Annotated in this window: 10 protein-coding genes; 7 read left to right on the top strand and 3 right to left on the bottom strand. The window is 64.4% G+C overall.

All coding sequences use genetic code 11. The annotated features are described in order from the left end of the window. Positions 1-14: 14 nt before the first annotated feature. From glnT to NKH83_RS12450, 7 genes are all read left to right on the top strand, one after another. Entirely contained in the window at positions 15-1,322 is a 1,308-nt protein-coding gene (glnT, locus tag NKH83_RS12480; RefSeq protein WP_352476570.1) for a type III glutamate--ammonia ligase, read from the top strand. Between the two features lie 35 nt (positions 1,323-1,357). Continuing rightward, entirely contained in the window at positions 1,358-2,611 is a 1,254-nt protein-coding gene (locus tag NKH83_RS12475) for a sarcosine oxidase subunit beta family protein (protein ID WP_352804673.1), read from the top strand. Positions 2,612-2,628: 17 nt separating this feature from the next. Then, positions 2,629-2,904, top strand: coding sequence for a sarcosine oxidase subunit delta (locus NKH83_RS12470; protein WP_352476568.1), 276 nt, complete (start codon positions 2,629-2,631; stop codon positions 2,902-2,904). Between the two features lie 187 nt (positions 2,905-3,091). Further along, positions 3,092-6,073 (top strand): sarcosine oxidase subunit alpha, encoded by a 2,982-nt coding sequence (locus tag NKH83_RS12465; RefSeq protein ID WP_352804670.1) that lies wholly within the window; start codon positions 3,092-3,094, stop codon positions 6,071-6,073. After that, positions 6,066-6,695, top strand: a complete 630-nt coding sequence (locus NKH83_RS12460) for a sarcosine oxidase subunit gamma (protein ID WP_352804667.1) — start codon at positions 6,066-6,068, stop codon at positions 6,693-6,695. Before NKH83_RS12465 ends, NKH83_RS12460 begins: the two co-directional genes overlap by 8 nt. 259 nt (positions 6,696-6,954) lie before the next feature. Continuing rightward, positions 6,955-9,324 carry a trimethylamine N-oxide demethylase gene (locus NKH83_RS12455; RefSeq protein ID WP_352804664.1) on the top strand — a complete coding sequence of 790 codons (2,370 nt, stop codon included), beginning with the start codon at positions 6,955-6,957 and terminating at the stop codon, positions 9,322-9,324. 277 nt (positions 9,325-9,601) lie between these two features. Further along, complete coding sequence (locus tag NKH83_RS12450) at positions 9,602-11,311, top strand: trimethylamine N-oxide permease (RefSeq protein WP_352804662.1); 1,710 nt, start codon at positions 9,602-9,604, stop codon at positions 11,309-11,311. Between the two features lie 146 nt (positions 11,312-11,457). On the opposite strand, the gene NKH83_RS12445 is transcribed toward NKH83_RS12450, so the two are convergent. The 3 genes from NKH83_RS12445 to NKH83_RS12435 all read right to left on the bottom strand — a co-directional run bounded on the left by NKH83_RS12445 (position 11,458) and on the right by NKH83_RS12435 (position 17,518). Next, the gene (locus NKH83_RS12445) at positions 11,458-12,951 is read right to left on the bottom strand and encodes an aldehyde dehydrogenase family protein (protein WP_352804658.1); all 1,494 of its coding nucleotides are present in this window, start codon (positions 12,949-12,951) and stop codon (positions 11,458-11,460) included. A gap of 69 nt (positions 12,952-13,020) precedes the next feature. Beyond that, the gene (locus NKH83_RS12440; protein ID WP_352804655.1) at positions 13,021-16,161 is read right to left on the bottom strand and encodes an efflux RND transporter permease subunit; all 3,141 of its coding nucleotides are present in this window, start codon (positions 16,159-16,161) and stop codon (positions 13,021-13,023) included. Positions 16,162-16,369: 208 nt separating this feature from the next. Beyond that, the gene (locus NKH83_RS12435; protein ID WP_352804652.1) at positions 16,370-17,518 is read right to left on the bottom strand and encodes an efflux RND transporter periplasmic adaptor subunit; all 1,149 of its coding nucleotides are present in this window, start codon (positions 17,516-17,518) and stop codon (positions 16,370-16,372) included. Between the last annotated feature and the right edge of the window lie 49 nt (positions 17,519-17,567).

Here is a 17,567-nt window from a genome sequence, read left to right as displayed (position 1 = left end):
AGCGAGGAACTATAATGGGGAACGATCTCGCCGCCTTCGCCAAGGAAAAGGGCGTCAAATATTTCATGATATCCTACACCGACCTGTTCGGTGGGCAACGCGCCAAGCTGGTGCCGGCGCAGGCGATCGCCGACATGCAGCGGGACGGTGCCGGCTTTGCCGGCTTTGCCACCTGGCTCGACCTGACGCCGGCGCATCCCGACATGCTGGCGGTGCCGGATCCGGCCTCGGTGATCCAGTTGCCTTGGAAGCCGGAGGTCGCCTGGGTCGCCGCCAACTGCATCATGGACGACAAATCGGTCGAGCAGGCGCCGCGCAACACGCTGAAGCGGTTGATCGCGGAGGCCGCTGGCGACGGCATGCACATCAAGACCGGCGTCGAGGCCGAATTCTTCCTGATCTCGCCGGATGGCAAGACGATTTCCGACGAATACGATACGGCGTCGAAGCCCTGCTACGACCAGCAGGCGGTGATGCGCCGCTACGACGTGATCGCCGAGATCTGCGACCACATGCTGGCGCTCGGCTGGGGCGCCTACCAGAACGACCACGAGGACGCCAACGGCCAGTTCGAGATGAACTGGGCCTTCGACGATGCGCTGGCGACCGCCGACAAGCATTCCTTCTTCAAATTCATGGTGAAATCGGTCGCCGAAAAGCACGGCCTGCGCGCAACCTTCATGCCTAAACCCTTCCAGGGTCTGACCGGCAATGGCTGCCATGCGCATATCTCGGTGTGGGACAGGGACGGCAAGACCAATGTCTTTGCCGACAATGCGATGGAGCTCGGCCTGTCGGCAAAGGGCCGGAACTTCCTCGGCGGCATCATGAAACATGCTTCCGCCCTTGCCGCGATCACCAACCCGACGGTCAATTCCTACAAGCGCATCAACGCACCGCGCACCATCTCCGGCGCCACCTGGGCGCCGAACACCGTGACCTGGACCGGCAACAACCGCACCCACATGGTGCGCGTGCCTGGTCCCGGCCGGTTCGAGCTGCGCCTGCCCGACGGCGCGGCAAACCCCTATCTGCTGCAGGCCGTCATCATCGCCGCCGGCCTTGACGGTGTCCGCTCGAAGGCCGATCCCGGCCGGCGCTACGATATCGACATGTACCAGTTCGGCCATACGGTGGAGGGCGCGCCGAAGCTGCCGCTCAACCTGCTCGACGCGTTGCGCGAGTTCGACAACGACAAATCGCTCAAGGCGGCGCTGGGTGAGGAATTCTCGTCGGCCTATCTAAAGCTCAAGCAGCAGGAATGGAATTCCTATGCTTCCCACTTCACCCAGTGGGAGCGCGACCACACGCTCGACATCTGATCCGGATTGTTGCACGCCCGGCGCGAAACAGGTTCATGAAATACTCGATCTTCTCCCTCGCCCGGGCGGCATTTTCCGGCCATAAGAACTGGCAGCGCACCTGGCGCGACGCCACCCCGAAGAGCCACTACGACGTGGTGATCATCGGCGGCGGCGGCCATGGCCTGGCGACGGCGTGGTTCCTCGCCAGCGAGTACGGCATCAGAAATGTCGCCGTGCTGGAAAAAGGCTGGATCGGCTCCGGCAATGCCGGCCGCAATACCACCATCATCCGTTCCAATTACGGGCTGCCAGGCAATACAGGGTTCTACGAGCTTTCGATGAAGCTCTGGGAGCGCATGGAGCAGGACCTCAACTACAACACCATGGTCAGCCAGCGCGGCGTCATCAACCTCTACCATTCCGACGCGCAGCGCGACGCCTACGCACGGCGCGGCAACACCATGCGCATCAACGGCATCGATGCCGAACTGCTCGACCTCGCCGCAGTCAGGAAGATGATGCCGTTCCTGAACTTCGACAATGCGCGCTTTCCGGTGCAGGGCGGGCTTTTGCAGCGACGCGGCGGCACGGCACGGCACGACGCCGTGGTCTGGGGCTATGCGCATGCGGCGAGCGCGCTCGGCGTCGACATCATCCAGAATTGCGAGGTGACCGGCTTTGTTCGCGACGGCAGCGGCAAGGTGACCGGCGTCGAGACATCGCGCGGCAGGATCGGTGCCGCCAAGGTCGGCATGGCGGTCGCCGGCTCCTCGTCGCGCGTCGCGGCGATGGCCGGCATGCGGCTGCCGATCGAAAGCCATGTGCTGCAGGCCTTCGTCTCCGAGGCGATCAAGCCGCTGATCCCCAATGTCATGACCTTCGGCGCCGGCCATTTCTACGTCAGCCAGTCCGACAAGGGCGGGCTGGTCTTCGGCGGCGATATAGACGGCTACAATTCCTACGCCCAGCGCGGCAATCTGCCTGTCATGGAAGATGTCTGCGAAGGTGGCATGGCGCTGATGCCGATGATCGGCCGGATACGGCTTCTGCGTCAGTGGGGCGGCATCATGGACATATCGATGGACGGCTCGCCGATCATCGACAAGACACCGGTCGACGGGCTCTATCTCAACGCCGGCTGGTGCTATGGCGGCTTCAAGGCGACGCCCGGCTCCGGCCTGGTCTTTGCCCATCTGCTGGCGCGCGACGAGCCGCACAAGGAGGCTACCCGCTTCCGCCTCGACCGCTTCCGGCGAGGTGCCATGATCGACGAAAAGGGCCAGGGCGCCCAACCGAACCTGCATTGAAGGCTGGCTGAAGAAGCATGCGCATTGTCTGTCCCTTCTGCGGCGAACGCGAACTCGGCGAGTTCACCTATCTGGGCGACGCCAAGCCGACGCGTCCTGCGGCCGGCGCCACCGAAGACGAGGTCTTCGACTATGTCTACCTGCGAGACAACATCGCCGGGCCGATGAGCGAATACTGGTACCATGGCGGCGGCTGCCGGGCCTGGCTGAAGGTCGCCCGCAACACGCTGACGCATGAGATTTCCTCCGTCGAGCCGGCGACCGGCGTTGGTGCAAGGCAGCCCGCCAAATGAATTCTGTCCGGGTCAGCGCTCATAACCCTGCCGGCGGCCCCCTCATCCGGCCGCTTCGCGGCCACCTTCTCCCCGGCGGGGAGAAGAGAAGGAGGCTGCGTGCAAGGCGGCCACAGCGAAGCGGAGGCCGGATGAGCGGCAGCGCGACGCTCCTGCATCAGGCCACAGCGACGGAAGGCGGGCGATCGTGACCTCCAGCCAGCCCTATCGTCTCGTATCAGGCGGTCTCATCGATCGCGCCGCGCCACTGGGCTTCCGCTTCGACGGCAAGAGCTTTGCCGGCTTCCAAGGCGACACGCTGGCCTCGGCGCTGATCGCCAATGGCGTCAAGCTGGTCGGCCGCTCGTTCAAATACCATCGGCCGCGCGGCATCCTGACCGCTGGTTCGGAGGAGCCCAACGCGCTGGTCGAACTGCGCAGTGGAGCGCGACGCGAGCCCAACACCAAGGCGACCACGGCCGAGCTTTATGACGGTCTGGAAGCGGCCAGCCAGAACCGCTGGCCGTCGCTGCGCCATGATCTGATGGCGGTCAACCAGCTGTTTGCGCCGATCTTCATCGCCGGCTTTTACTACAAGACCTTCATGTGGCCGGCGAAATTCTGGGAAGCGGTCTACGAGCCGGCGATCCGCCGCGCCGCCGGCCTCGGTCGCGCTGCAGGCGTCGCCGATCCCGACCATTACGACAAGGCGTGGGCGCATTGCGACGTGCTGATCGCCGGGTCCGGCCCGGCCGGGCTGGCTGCGGCACTGGCGGCCGGGCGCGGCGGCGCCCGCGTCATCCTGTGCGAGGAAGATTTCGCGCTTGGCGGCCGCCTGCTTGCCGACGGCGGCACGATCGACGGCACGCCGGCGGCCGGATGGATTACGCGCACGCTGGCCGAACTCGCCGCACTGCCCGATGTCCGCATCATGACCCGCACGACATTGTTCGGGGTCTATGATGGCGCCACCTATGGCGCCATCGAGCGGGTCAACGACCACCTGCCCTCGCCGCCCGAGCACCAGGTGCGCCAGCGGCTGTGGCGGATCGTGGCCAAGCGCTGCGTCGTCGCCGCCGGCGCCATCGAGCGGCCGATTGTCTTTGCCGGCAACGACACGCCCGGCGTGATGATGGCTTCGGCGATGCGGACCTATGTCGAACGCTATGCGGCAACCCCTGCCACGAGGATCGCGCTGTTCACCAACAATGAGGATGGCTGGCGCACCGTCGAGACAGCGCTTGGCGCCGGATTGCAGATCGCAGCGGTGGTCGACGCGCGCCCGGACGTGTCCGCCGCGCATCGCGCGCTTGCCGCCAAAGGCGGCTTTGCCGTGCTCAACGGCTCGGTCAGCGGGGTCGAGGGCGGCAAGGACGGGGTCCGGAAAATCGTGGCATCGCTCACTGGTGGGGCGCGCGCCGAAGTCGAAGCCGACGGGCTTGCCGTGTCCGGCGGCTGGAATCCGGCGGTCGGGCTGACTTCCTATCATCGCGGCCGGCCGAAATGGCAGGACGATATATCAGCCTTCGTGCCGGATGGTGCGCCGCCCGGCATGGTGGCCGTCGGCGCCGCCAACGGCGCCTTCGGCCTAGGCGACTGCCTGCGCCAGGGATTTGCCGCGGGTGCTGCGGCAGCGCAGAGCGCCGGACGAAGCGGCAATGCCGGCACATCGCCGACCGCCGACAGCGAGGCGTTTTCACTAACACCGCTCTGGCATGTGGCCGGCAAAGGGAAAGCCTTCGTCGATTACCAGCATGACGTGACCGCGTCCGACATCGAACTGGCGCAGCGCGAAGGTTTTGAATCGGTCGAGCATCTCAAGCGCTACACGACGCTCGGCATGGCCACCGACCAGGGCAAGACCTCGAATGTCGCCGGCCTCGCCATCATGGCTGCGTTGTCAGGCAAGTCCATTCCCGAAACAGGCACGACGATCTACCGCCCGCCCTATGTGCCGGTCGCCATCGGCGCCTTCGCCGGCCATCACCGCGACGAGAATTTTCACGCGACACGACTGACGCCGTCGCATCACTGGGCAGCCGAACAGGGCGCGGTGTTCGTCGACACCGGCCTGTGGAAGCGGGCGCAATGGTATCCGCGCGCCGGCGAACAGGACTGGCTGGAATCGGTGACGCGCGAGGTCAAGGCGGTGCGCTCCGGCGTCGGCTTCTGCGACGTCTCGACGCTCGGCAAGATCGACGTGCACGGCCCGGATGCCGGCGCCTTCCTCGACCGCGTCTACATCAACACTTTCTCCAATCTTGCCGTCGGAAAAGCCCGCTACGGGCTGATGCTGCGCGAGGACGGCATCGTCTATGACGACGGCACGACGTCGCGGCTCGCCGAGGACCATTATTTCCTGACCACCACCACCGCCAAGGCCGGGCTGGTGATGCAGCATCTTGAATTCTGCCGGCAGGTGCTGTTCCCGGAATTCGACGTGCAGTTGACCTCGGTTTCCGACCAGTGGGCGCAATTCTCGATCGCCGGGCCGAGCGCGCGGGAGTTGCTGAAACAGGTCGTTGATGAATCCGAGGATTTGTCGAACGAAGGTTTCCCGTTCATGGGGGCGCGCGAAGTCGCGTTGCACGGTGGCATCAGAGCGCGGCTGTTCCGCATCTCCTTCTCCGGCGAAATGGCGTTCGAGATTTCGGTTCCCGCCCGCTATGGCGACGCGCTGGTGCGCAATTTGATGCTGGCTGGCAAGCCATTCGGCGTTACGCCCTACGGCACCGAGGCGCTCGGCGTCATGCGCATCGAAAAGGGCCATGTCGCCGGACCGGAGCTGAACGGCACGACGACCGCCGCCGACCTCGGCCTCGGCAAGATGATGTCGACCAAGAAAGACTTCATCGGCCGCCTCATGGCCGGGCGCGAGGCGCTGGTCGCGCCGGACCGCCAGGTCGTCGTCGGCATCAAGCCGGTCGACAAGACGCGCCGCCTGCGTTCCGGCGCGCATATTATCCCGAAGGGCGAGACGCCCGGTCCCGACAATGACCAGGGCTATGTCACCTCAGTCTGCTTTTCGCCGATGCTCGACCAGTGGATCGGGCTTGGGCTGGTCGAGCGCGGCCGCGAGCGCATCGGCGAGATCGTCCATGCGCACGATCCACTGCGCGGCGAAGATTACGATGTCGAGCTGTGCAGTCCCGTCTTCTACGACCCGGATGGAGGGCGCCAGCGTGGCTGAGTTTTCCTGGATTGCCCGCAGTCCGCTGGAGAAAGCGCTTGTTGTCGGCGGCTATGGCGCGCGCGGCACGGCGGCCGGCGTATCGCTCACCGAGATCCGCAATTTCGACCTGATCCAGGTGATGGCGCGGCGCGGCAAGGCGGCAGAACTGGCGAAGGCTGCCAAAACCCGCTTCAGCGTTGCCGCCCCGAATGCGCCCAACGCGGTCCGAGTTCCCGACGCCACGCTGATCTGGTCGGGACCGGATCAGTTCCTCGTCTTGTCGAAGGGCGGCATTCACGCGATGGAGAAGCTGAGCCAGGCGTTCTCGCAGTCCGCCTCGCTTTCCGATCAGTCGCATGCGCGCGCCTTGATCAGCGTCTCGGGAGCCAAGGCGCGCTCGATGTTGGCGAAATTGTTGTCACTAGACCTGCACCCGGCGGCGTTCCCGGCCGGCACCGCTGCGGCGACCGCGGTCGATCACACCAGTATCAATCTCTGGCGTGGCAATGACGGGCCGGATGGGCAGGCGGTGTTCAATCTTCTGGTGTTCGCCACATTCGCGGAAAGCCTGTGGCACACGATGCTCGACGCTGCCGCCGAGTATGGCGTCGAGATCAGCCACAGCGAGGCGTTGGCATAGCCTTGTTGCGCCTTCCCTTCTCCCCTTGTGGGGTGGATCGGCGCGCAGCGCCGGGACGGATGAGGGTGTTCCAGCGGAGTGAGAGGCTGGCGTTCCCTGGAACACCCCTCATCCGTCGCCTTCGGCGACACCTTCTCCCACAAGGGGCGAAGGGGGAGCTTGTGCCACCTTCACCTTGCCAAACCGGATCCCCCTGCTATTCTTCCCGCTAAAATAATTTCACGCACAGGCAAACTTGTTTCTCGAAACCAGGGTTGAGATGAGCCAGTCGCCCTACCCCGCCGTCGTCGCCGGACCGCCGCGGCCGAGCCTGATCCTGCGGCCAGGCCAGATCGCGCTGCCGGCCGGGATGGAGCGCTACGCCATCCAAGGCAACGGCGCGGTGGTGATCGAGGTCGAGGCCGGCGATACGATCAGCGTGCGCAATGTCGAGGGCGGGCAGGCTTGCGAGCTGCTGGCATGGGACAGCAGCGGCGCGACCGATGCCGGCATTCTCGGAGAGAAGTCGAACAGCAATGCCGCCGGCATCAAGGCGATGCTGGCCGAGGGCGACGATAGCCTCGCTTCCTTGCGCCGAAGCCTCGAGCGGCGCGAGGTGCAGCTCGATCAGGCAAAGGCGGTTCGCGTTTTCGGCGGCGCCACCCCTGCCGGTACCGAACAGGCTTTTGCCGTCGCCCGCGACGGTTCAATGCTGATTGCCGCGCCCGGCGGGCCGATGCTGGTCGACGGCCACGATACCGCGACGCCGCTAAGCGTCATCGTCCGGCGCGCCACCATCCGCCCGGCGGCGAAATCCAGGCTTGCCGACCCGCTGGCCGATCCCGTGCTCGACCTGCGCGTCCATTCGGCGACGGCGGAGGCCTACTTCGTCAAGGCGGGCGACTATCTGCAGATCATTGATGTCGACGGCCGCCAATGCACGGATTTCCAGTGCTTTTCGGCGCGCAAGCTGGACAAGGGCCGCGATCATCCGCTCGACGTGACGACGACTCGCACGCTGATGGGTTCGAGCTATCCGATGCCCGGCCTGCATTCGAAATACTACGACCAGGACATGGAGCCGCTGGTCGAGGTGGTGCAGGACACTTGCGGCCGGCACGACGCGTTCGCGCTCGCCTGCGCCGCCAAATATTACGACGACATCGGCTATCCCGGCCATCCCAACTGCTCGGAGAATTTCAACCGCGCGCTGGCCGACAAGGGCGTCACGCCCCGCGCCGGCTGGATGGCGATCAACTTCTTCTTCAACACGGCGATCGACGCGCATGGCGTCGTGGTTTCGGACGAGCCGTGGTCGCGGCCGGGCGACTATGTGCTGCTGCGCGCCTTGACCGACATCGTCTGCGTCTCGTCCGCCTGCCCTGACGACACCACGCCGGCCAATGGCTGGAACCTGACCGACATCCATGTGCGAACCTATTCCGGCCAGCACAAATTCTCGCGAGCAATCGCCAGACGCATGACGCCCGATTCGGAACCGAAAATGACCCGCGAGACCGCCTTTCATTCGAGCTTTGCCAAGCACACCCGCAACTTCGTCGAGTACAAGGGTTATTGGCTGGCCAATTCCTTCGCCAGGCAAGGCCCGATCGACGAATACTGGGCCTGCCGGCAGGACGCCGTGATCATGGACCTGTCGCCGCTGCGCAAGTTCGAGGTCACCGGGCCGGACTCCGAAGCGCTGCTGCAATATACGCTGACCCGCGACATCAAGAAGCTCGGCGTCGGTCAGGTGGTCTACTCCGCCATGTGCTACGAGCACGGCGGCATGATCGACGACGGCACGCTGCTTCGGCTCGGCAAGGATAATTTCCGCTGGGTTGGCGGCGACGATCTATCCGGCGAATGGCTGCGGGAAACGGCGCAAAAACTCGGCCTCACCGTGCTGGTGCGCTCGTCGACCGACCAGATGCACAATGTCGCCGTGCAGGGACCGAAAAGCCGCGACATCCTGCGGCAGATCGTCTGGACCTCGCCGCTGCAGCCGTCGATCGACGAGCTTGAATGGTTCCGTTTCGCGGTCGCCCGCATCGGCGGCGGCAATGGCATTCCCGTCATTGTCTCGCGCACCGGCTACACCGGCGAGCTCGGCTACGAGATCTGGTGTCACCCGCGCGACGCCGACAAGGTGTTCGACGCGATCTGGCAGGCCGGCCAGCCGCACGGCCTGAAGCCGATGGGGCTGCAGGCGCTCGATATGGTGCGCATCGAGGCCGGGCTGATCTTTGCCGGCTATGAGTTTTCCGACCAGACAGATCCGTTCGAGGCCGGCATCGGCTTCACCGTGCCGCTGAAGAGCAAGAGCGACGATTTCATCGGCCGCGAGGCGCTGATCCGGCGCAAGGAAAATCCGCAGAAGAAGCTGGTCGGCCTCGACATCGACGCCAATGTCGCCGTCGGCCACGGCGATTGCGTGCACGTCGGCCGCGCCCAGATCGGCGTGGTCACCTCCGGCATGCGCTCGCCGCTGCTAAACAAGACCATCGCGCTGGCCAGGCTTGACGTCGCGCATTCGTCGGTCGGCACCGAGGTCGAGATCGGCAAGCTCGACGGCCACAGCAAGCGGCTGCCGGCGCGCGTTGTCGCCTTTGCCCATTACGACCCGCAAAAGACCAGGCCGCGCTCCTGATCGACGCTGCCCTGGTTCTTCCCTTCTCCGTTGCTGTCGTGGGAGAAGGAAGACCGCACCCGTTGGCAGCGCCAACGAAGCTCGACTGTTCACAAACGCAATGTGCACAGCGTCACAAAGCGCTTGACGTGAAAGCGCGTTGGGTCAATCTTCACTGCTAAGAAAAAAATACTACTGAGCGGAAAACGCCTGGGGCCGTTCAACGTGAGCGTCGATGACGCCTCGCGAGACTGCGGCTGTTGCCGATGGGAACATCAAAAATGGGGAATCCACGTAAATGAGCACGATAGTCACCACCTTGGTGCCGCCTGCCGAAGGGCAGCTGCACCGGAACATCGATTGGCGCGGCGCCTTCTGGGTCGCAAGCGGCGTTCCGGCCCTTGTCCTGTTTTCGATCGGCGGCATCGCCGGCACTACCGGAACGCTGGCCTTCCTGATCTGGACCGTATCCATGGTCATGGGCTTCCTGCAGTCCTTCACCTATGCGGAAATCGCCGGGCTGTTCCCGAATAAATCCGGCGGCGCCTCGATCTATGGCGCCACCGCATGGCTGCGCTATTCGAAATTCATTGCGCCGCTTTCGGTGTGGTGCAACTGGTTCGCCTGGTCGCCGGTGCTGTCGCTCGGCTGCTCGATCGCCGCAGCCTACATCCTCAACGCACTGGCGCCGGTGCCGCTGTTCACCGACACTTCGCCGGAAGTCGCCGCCTATATTGCGGCCCATGCCGGAACCAGCGCCGCTGACGCCATCACCGCGGTCACCGCGGCGGCGACGCCGGCGATCCGTAACTGGACGCTCTACGGTCACACGCTTGGCCCGGTTTCCTTTACCTTCAACGCCACCTTTTTCATCGGCGCGGTGCTGATGCTGATCATCTTCTCGATCCAGCACCGCGGCATCCTGGGCACGGCCAACGTGCAGAAATATATCGGCCTGCTGGTCATCATCCCGATGCTGATCGTCGGCGTGGTGCCAATCGTCACCGGCCAGATCGATTGGGCAAATTTCTCGCCGCTGGTGCCGCTCGCGGCAGCCTATGCGCCGGAGCCCGGCGCATGGAACATCGCCGGCTGGACGCTGGTGCTCGGCGGCATGTTCATCGCGGCATGGTCGACCTACGGTTTCGAGACCGCCGTCTGCTACACCTCCGAATTCAAGAACCCCGGCACCGATACCTTCAAGGCGATCTTCTACTCCGGCCTGTTGTGCATGCTGCTGTTCATCCTGGTGCCATTCACCTTTCAGGGCGTGCTCGGCTTGAACGGCATGCTGGCGACGCCGATCGTCGACGGCTCCGGCGTTGCCGATGCGCTGGCCGGCATGGTCGGCGGCGGACAGCTGATCCACAGCCTGCTGGTCATGCTGATGATCCTGGCGCTGGTGCTCTGCATCATGACGGCGATGGCCGGCTCTTCGCGCACGCTCTACCAAGGTTCGGTCGACGGCTGGCTGCCGCGCTACCTCAGCCATGTCAACGAGCATGGCGCACCGACGCGGGCGATGTGGACCGACCTGGTCTTCAACCTGATCGTGCTGGCCATCGCCTCGGCCGACGCGACAAGCTTTTTCTTCATCCTCGCGGTGTCGAATTGCGGCTATATCATCTTCAACTTCCTCAACCTCAATGCCGGCTGGATCCACCGCATCGACAATGGCCACATCGCGCGGCCCTGGAAGGCGCCGAGCTGGCTGCTCGGCCTCGGCGCGGTCTTCGCCTACGTCAACGCGGTCTTCATGGGCGCCGGAGCCAAGGTCTGGAACCCGATGGCATTGTGGGCAGGGCTGATCACGGCAGCCTTGATCATCCCGGTGTTCTGCTTCCGGCATTACATCCAGGACAAGGGCAAATTCCCCGACCACATGCTGGCCGATCTCGGCATGAACTCGTCCGACCTCACAGTGCGAAAGGCGGGAATGCTGCCCTATCTGACGCTGATCGCCGGCGTCGCGGTGATGCTGCTCGCCAACTGGCTGTTTGTCATCTGAGGCTTGCCTTGAGGAATCGGGCGCGCGATGCGCCCGGTCCCTGCTTTTGTTCTTGCTTTGTGCCGGCAGCTATGCTACTAAATTGGGTATGGTGCTGATTCGCCCCGAGGCTGAGGCGGGTTTTTCGTTTCTGGGCCTATTCTGGCTCAATCGATCTTGATGAACACGCCCTTGGTGTTGAGATATTCGTCAAGGTGTTCGGCGCCGCCCTCGCGGCCGTAGCCGCTCATTTTGTAGCCGCCGAAGGGCACGGCCGGATCGATCGCGTGATAGGTGTTGACCCAGACCGAGCCGGCGCGGATCTTGCGCGACAGCTGGTGGGCGGTAGCGAGATTTTGGGTGAAGACCCCTGCAGCAAGGCCGTAAGGCGTGTTGTTGGCCCGCTCGACCGCCTCGTCCAGGGCATCGAACGGCAAGGCTGAAATCACCGGCCCGAAGATCTCCTCGCGGGCGATCTTCATGTCGTCCGAGACGCCGGCAAAGACGGTCGGCGCAACGAAATTGCCGGTGGCAAGTGCGCCTTCCACAAGCCGGGTGCCTCCGGTGACGAGTTTCGCCCCTTCCGCGGTGCCGGCCTCAAGGTAACCGGTGACCCGTTGCAACTGCTTTTCGGAGACGAGCGGGCCGATCTCGGTCGCCGGGTCGATGCCGTCGCCGACCCTGAGACCCTTGGCATATGCCGCCAGCCGCTCGACGAACTCGTCATGGACGGCGCGTTCGACGAAAAGGCGCGAGCCGGCGATGCAGATCTGGCCGGAATTGGCGAACACCGACATCGCCGCCACCGGTACCGCCTTGTCGAGATCGGCATCGGCGCAGACGATGACCGGCGACTTGCCGCCGAGCTCCAGCGAGACGCGCTTGAGGTTGCCGGCCGAGGCGCGCACGATCGACTGGCCGGTTGCCGTCGAGCCGGTGAAGACGATCTTGTCGACGCCCATGTGCTCGGCGAGTGCCGCGCCTGCCTCGGCGCCGGTGCCGGTGACGATGTTGACGACGCCGTCCGGGACGCCGGCTTCGTTCATGATGTCGGCGATCAAAAGCGGCGTCAGCGGCGCCTCTTCCGATGGTTTCAGCACGATGGTGCAGCCGGTCGCCAGCGCCGGGCCGATCTTCCAGATCGACGCCGCCGTTGGCGCGTTCCAGGGAATGATGGCGCCGACGACGCCGACCGGCTCCTTGCGGGTGAAAGAGACGATTTCGCCGGGCAGCGAGTTGTCGATCGTCTCGCCGTGCAGCGCCGTCGCCATGCCGGCATAGTAGCGCAGCATGCCGATGACGCGGTTGCGATTGGCGCGGGTGCGTATGATCGGCATACCCATGTCGGTGGTGTCGGAGCGGCTGATCTCTTCCCAGTGCTTTTCGAAGAGGTCGGCGATCCTCAGCAGCAGCACCTGCCGCTCATAAGGCTTGAACCGGCTCCATGGCCCCTCGAAGGCCTTGCGCGCGGCAGTCACCGCCAAGTCGATGTCCTGGCGGTCGGCGCGCGGCACCGTGGCGATGACCGCGCCGGTGGCGGGGTTGCGGCTCTCCATGGTCCGACCGGAGCGGGCATCAACCCACCCATCGCCGATGAACATCCGGCGATGGCGCCCGTCGATCGGCAGCCGCAGCGCCACCGTTGTCTGAGGCATGGTCATAACGTCCTCCTCCGGCGCCTACGCCTGGTGGGCGGATTAAACCGCCGGAGGTCACATTTGCCAACAGCTCTATTCGGCCGCCAAAGCCAGTTGCGGCCTTTCGCTTTCTTCTGCCACCTTGGCCGCCTCTTCCGTTGCCACCACCTTCTTGGGCTCCCTGCCGAAGAACAGCGCATAAGCTGCCGGCAGGACAAGGATGGTCAGCACCGTGGCGACGAGAATGCCGCCCATCATGGCGTAGGCGAGCGGCCCCCAGAAGACGCCGCGCGAGATCGGGATCAGCGCCAGCACCGCCGTCAGCGCCGTCAGCACGATCGGCCGGAACCGGCGCACCGCCGAGCCGATGATGGCCTCGGAACGCTCCACGCCGGCGGCAATGTCCTGGTCGATCTGATCGACCAGGATGATCGAGTTGCGCATGATGATGCCGAGCAGGGCGATGACACCGAGGATGGCGACGAAGCCGAACGGCGCGCCGCTGATCAAAAGTGCCGCCGCCGCGCCGATGATGCCGAGCGGACCGGTCGCCAGCACCAGCATCGCCTTGCCGAAATGCTGCAGCTGGATCATCAGCAGCACGACGATGACGGCCAGCATGATCGGCGCTTTTGCCGCGATCGAGGCCTGGCTTTCGGCCGCATCCTCGGCGCCGCCCTGGATCTCGATCTTGTAGCCGGGGGCAAGGCTGGCGCGCAGGCCCTGCATCTCGCTGTACATTTTCATGGCGACATCGTTCGGCTGCACGCCATCCGGAAGCGTGGCGCGTACACTGATGGTCGGCAAGCGGTCGCGCCGCCATTCGACGCCTTGCTCCAGCACCGGGACGATCTTGGCGACCTGCGACAGCGGCACGGAGCCACCGAAATCGGTCGGTATATAGACGGAGTCGACCGCCGACAGCAGGTGACGGCTTGCCTCCGGCTCACGGGCGACGATCGAAACCGTCTCCTCGCCGTCGCGGAAGTCATCGAGCGGCGCTCCGGACATGGTCGCCTGCAGCATCTGGCGGATGCGCTGCGAGGTGACGCCGAGCGCACGGGCACGATCCTGGTCGATCACCAGCTTCATCGCCGGCACCGGCTCCAGCCAGTCGTCGTGGATGGCGCCGAGCAGCGGATTTGCCTGGAACTTCGCCTTCACCTCGTCGGCGATGCGGCGCACCTCCTGGCGATCCGGACCCATGACGCGCATCTGCACCGGCCAGCCGGTCGGCGGACCGAGGAACAGGCGATCGACCTTGGCGCGGATCGACGGGAAATCCTCAGCCAGGATGGTGCGCAGCTTGACGATCAGCCGCTCGCGGGCCGGCTCGTCATTGGCCATCACCAGAAGCTGGGCGAAGTTCGGGTTGCGAAGCTGCTGGTCGAGCGGCAGGAAGAAGCGCGGCGCGCCTTCGCCGATATAGGTGGCTATGAAGCGCTTGTCCTTGTCGTCCATCATCCTGGCTTCGAGCGCCTTGGCCTGGGTCTCGACTTCCTTGATGCTGGTGCCTTCCGGCAGCCAGAGATCGACGAGGATTTCCGGACGCGACGATTGCGGGAAGAAATTCTGCGGGATGAACTGGAACGCCCACAGGCTGGTGGCAAACGTCATCAGTGTCATCACCAGGACGATGATGCGATGGCGCACTGCCCATGCCACGGTCGAGCGAAGACGGCGGTAGAAGCGCGTGTCGAAGACATCGTGATGGTTGCCGGCGTGCTTGCGCTGCTTCAGGATCATGTGGCCGAGCCACGGCGTGAAATAGACCGCCGCAAACCAGGACACGACCAGCGCGATGCCGACGACGTAAAAAAGGGTGCGCACATATTCGCCGGCCGTCGAGGCCGCGAACCCGACGGGAATGAAGCCGGCCGTCGTGATCAGCGTGCCGGTCAGCATCGGGAAAGCGGTCGAGGAGTAGGCGAAGCTCGCCGCATCGACCTTGACCAGGCCTTCCTCGAGCTTTCGCTCCATCATTTCGACGACGATCATCGCGTCGTCGACCAAGAGGCCAAGGGCGATGATCAGCGCGCCGAGCGAAATGCGCTGCAGGTCGATGCCGAGCTCGTACATGATGGCAAACGTGGCCGCCAGCACCAGCGGAATGACGATCGCGATCACCAGGCCCGAGCGCCAGCCTATCGACAGGAACGATACGAAAAGCACGATCAGCAGCGCTTCGCCGAGCGCCTCCATGAACTCGCTCACCGCCTCCTTCACGACATGCGGCTGGTCGGAAATCTGATCGACCGAAACGCCATAGGGCAGCGCCTCTTCGAAGCGCTTGTAGGTCGCTTCGACGTCCTTGCCGACGTCGGTGACGTTGAAGCCCTTGGCCATGACGACGCCGAGCTGGACGCTGTCGTGACCGTTGAAACGATATTTGCGCTGGTACGGATCCTCGAGGCCGGAGGTCACGGTCGCGATGTCGCCGAGGCGGGTCACCTGGTTGCCGGCGCGCAGGCGAAGCTCGCGGATGTCGGCCGCCCTGGTGACATCGCCCTCGACCGAAATGCGCACCGAACGCTGGCCGGTGTCGACCGAACCTGCCGGGTCGACATTGTTCTGGCCTCGGATCGCATTCTGCAGGTCGGTCAACGTCAGGCCACGTTCGGCAAGCGCCTTGGATGAAACGTCGATGTAGAGTTTTTCCGGCTGGTCGCCGATGATCACGGCCTTCTCGACACCGGGCGTCGTCAGCAACATGTCACGCGCCTGGATGGCGAATTTCTTCAGCTCGGGATAGCTGTAGCCGTCGCCGCTGATCGAATGCAGGGTGATGAACGTGTCGCCGAATTCGTCATTGAAGTAAGGCCCGAGCAGCCCCTGCGGCAGCTCATTGGCGATATCGCCGACCTTCTTGCGCACCTGATAGAAAGCATCGGCGACCTGCGCCGGATTGGTGTCGCCCTTGACCTGCAAGGTGATGATGGCGCTGCCGGCGCGGGTGTAGGAGCGGACAAAATCGAGGTGCGGGGTTTCCTGCAGCTTGCGCTCGATCTTGTTGACGACCTGGTCCTCCATCTCCTTGATCGAGGAGCCTGGCCAGATCGCCTGGACGACCATGACGCGGAAGGTGAAATCGGGGTCTTCCTTCTGGCCCATGCGCATCAGGCCGAGCGCACCGGCGACGATGATCAGCCCGAACAGGAAGCGGGCAATGCTCGGATGGCCGATTGCCCAGCGCGAAAGATTGAAAGACCGCTTTTCATTGGTGTCGATGGTCATCGGCGTCAGTCCGTTTCAATTTGATCAACAGAGCACGCGCTTTCGCATGCCCAAGGAACTTCCGATGTGGGCTTCCGGGCGGCGTGGCTTTCCGAGTTGAGAGATCTACATCGCGGTGGGACGCGAGCATCGACGTGGGGGTTACATCGACCTGAGATCTCGAAAATCGGGGGCGCCTGCCGCCCGGAAACCGTGAATTGCCTGGCCGTCAGCGCAAGGGCCTTGCAGCGTCATCGGCCGACGCCGACTGTTGCGCTGCATCACCGGTCAGCTTGACTTTCAGATTCTCGGTCATGAACTGCGTGCCGGCGGCGACGACCACGTCACCCGGCTTCAGCCCATCGGCGACACTGACGCCGTCGGGGGTGAAGGCGGCGACCTTGACCGGATGCGCATGGACGGTCCCGCCATTGCGGTCGACGGTCCAGACGATCGATTGGCTGTCCTTTTGCGCCAACGCGGCCAGCGGGATCGACACCAGCTGCTGCCGGTTGTCCGCCGCGGCTTCGATGGAGGCGGTCATGCCTAGCAGCACGCGAGGATCGTTGGGCAGGCTGACGCGAACGGCAAAGGTGCGCGACTGCGGATCGGCGCTGCCGGCGACTTCGCGGACCTTGCCGTCGAGCGTCAGCGCCTCGTCGGACCAGAAGCCAGCCTTGACGGTCTTGCCCGGCTTGAATTCGGCGATATCGGTTTCCGGAACAGCGATCAGAACTTCCTTCTCGCCGTCGATGGCAACGGTCACCACCGGCGTGCCGGAGCCGACCACCTGGCCGACATCGGCGGCAACGGCGGTGACGATGCCGTTCTTGTCCGCCTTGAGATCGGTATAGCGGACCTGGTTCTGCGCCTGGGCAAGCTGCGAGCGGGCGGAGTCTCGCGTGGCGACCGCCTGATTATAGGCGAGCGTCGCCTGCTCGAGCTGCGACTTCGGCGCGAAATTCTTGGCGTAGAGCTGTTCGGCGCGCTTGCGCGTAAGCTCGACTGTCTCGACCTGACGGTCGGCAGCATCGAGGCTGGCCTGAGCGCTTCTCACCGAAAGCTCGTAGTCGGTGGGATCGATGCGGGCGAGAACGTCGCCCGGCTTAACGCGGTCACCGATGTCGACAAGGCGCTCGGTGATCTTGCCATTGATGCGAAAGCCGAGATTCATCTCGGTGCGGGCGCGCACCGATCCGGAATAGGAAAGCTGACGGGTATCGCTCGCCTTGGCGATCTCGACCACCTTGACCGGGCGGATGATCTCCTTGACCTCGGCTTTCTCCTGCGAGCAGCCGGCGAGGCCGAGAGCGGCAACGACAATCAGTGCCAGGCCGGCGGCCGGTCGCCTGTAGGTGATGGACTTGGACAAAGACACTTTCGTACTCCCGAACTGTGGAGATGAATTCTCGGCATCGCCGCCCGAC

It is taken from the genome of Mesorhizobium sp. M0909 (genome assembly GCF_040319515.1).
In the GTDB taxonomy this organism is placed as follows: Bacteria; Pseudomonadota; Alphaproteobacteria; order Rhizobiales; family Rhizobiaceae; genus Mesorhizobium.
This window is presented reverse-complemented; position numbering and strand designations above follow the sequence as displayed.

Bases quoted from the DNA above. Each gene is read 5' to 3' on its own strand.
- NKH83_RS12470 (WP_352476568.1), top strand. From the start codon at position 2,629: ATGCGCATTGTCTGTCCCTTCTGCGGCGAACGCGAACTCGGCGAGTTC.
- NKH83_RS12475 (WP_352804673.1), top strand. From the start codon at position 1,358: ATGAAATACTCGATCTTCTCCCTCGCCCGGGCGGCATTTTCCGGCCAT.
- NKH83_RS12440 (WP_352804655.1), bottom strand. From the start codon at position 16,161: ATGACCATCGACACCAATGAAAAGCGGTCTTTCAATCTTTCGCGCTGG.
- NKH83_RS12455 (WP_352804664.1), top strand. From the start codon at position 6,955: ATGAGCCAGTCGCCCTACCCCGCCGTCGTCGCCGGACCGCCGCGGCCG.
- NKH83_RS12445 (WP_352804658.1), bottom strand. From the start codon at position 12,951: ATGACCATGCCTCAGACAACGGTGGCGCTGCGGCTGCCGATCGACGGG.
- NKH83_RS12450 (WP_352804662.1), top strand. From the start codon at position 9,602: ATGAGCACGATAGTCACCACCTTGGTGCCGCCTGCCGAAGGGCAGCTG.
- glnT (WP_352476570.1), top strand. From the start codon at position 15: ATGGGGAACGATCTCGCCGCCTTCGCCAAGGAAAAGGGCGTCAAATAT.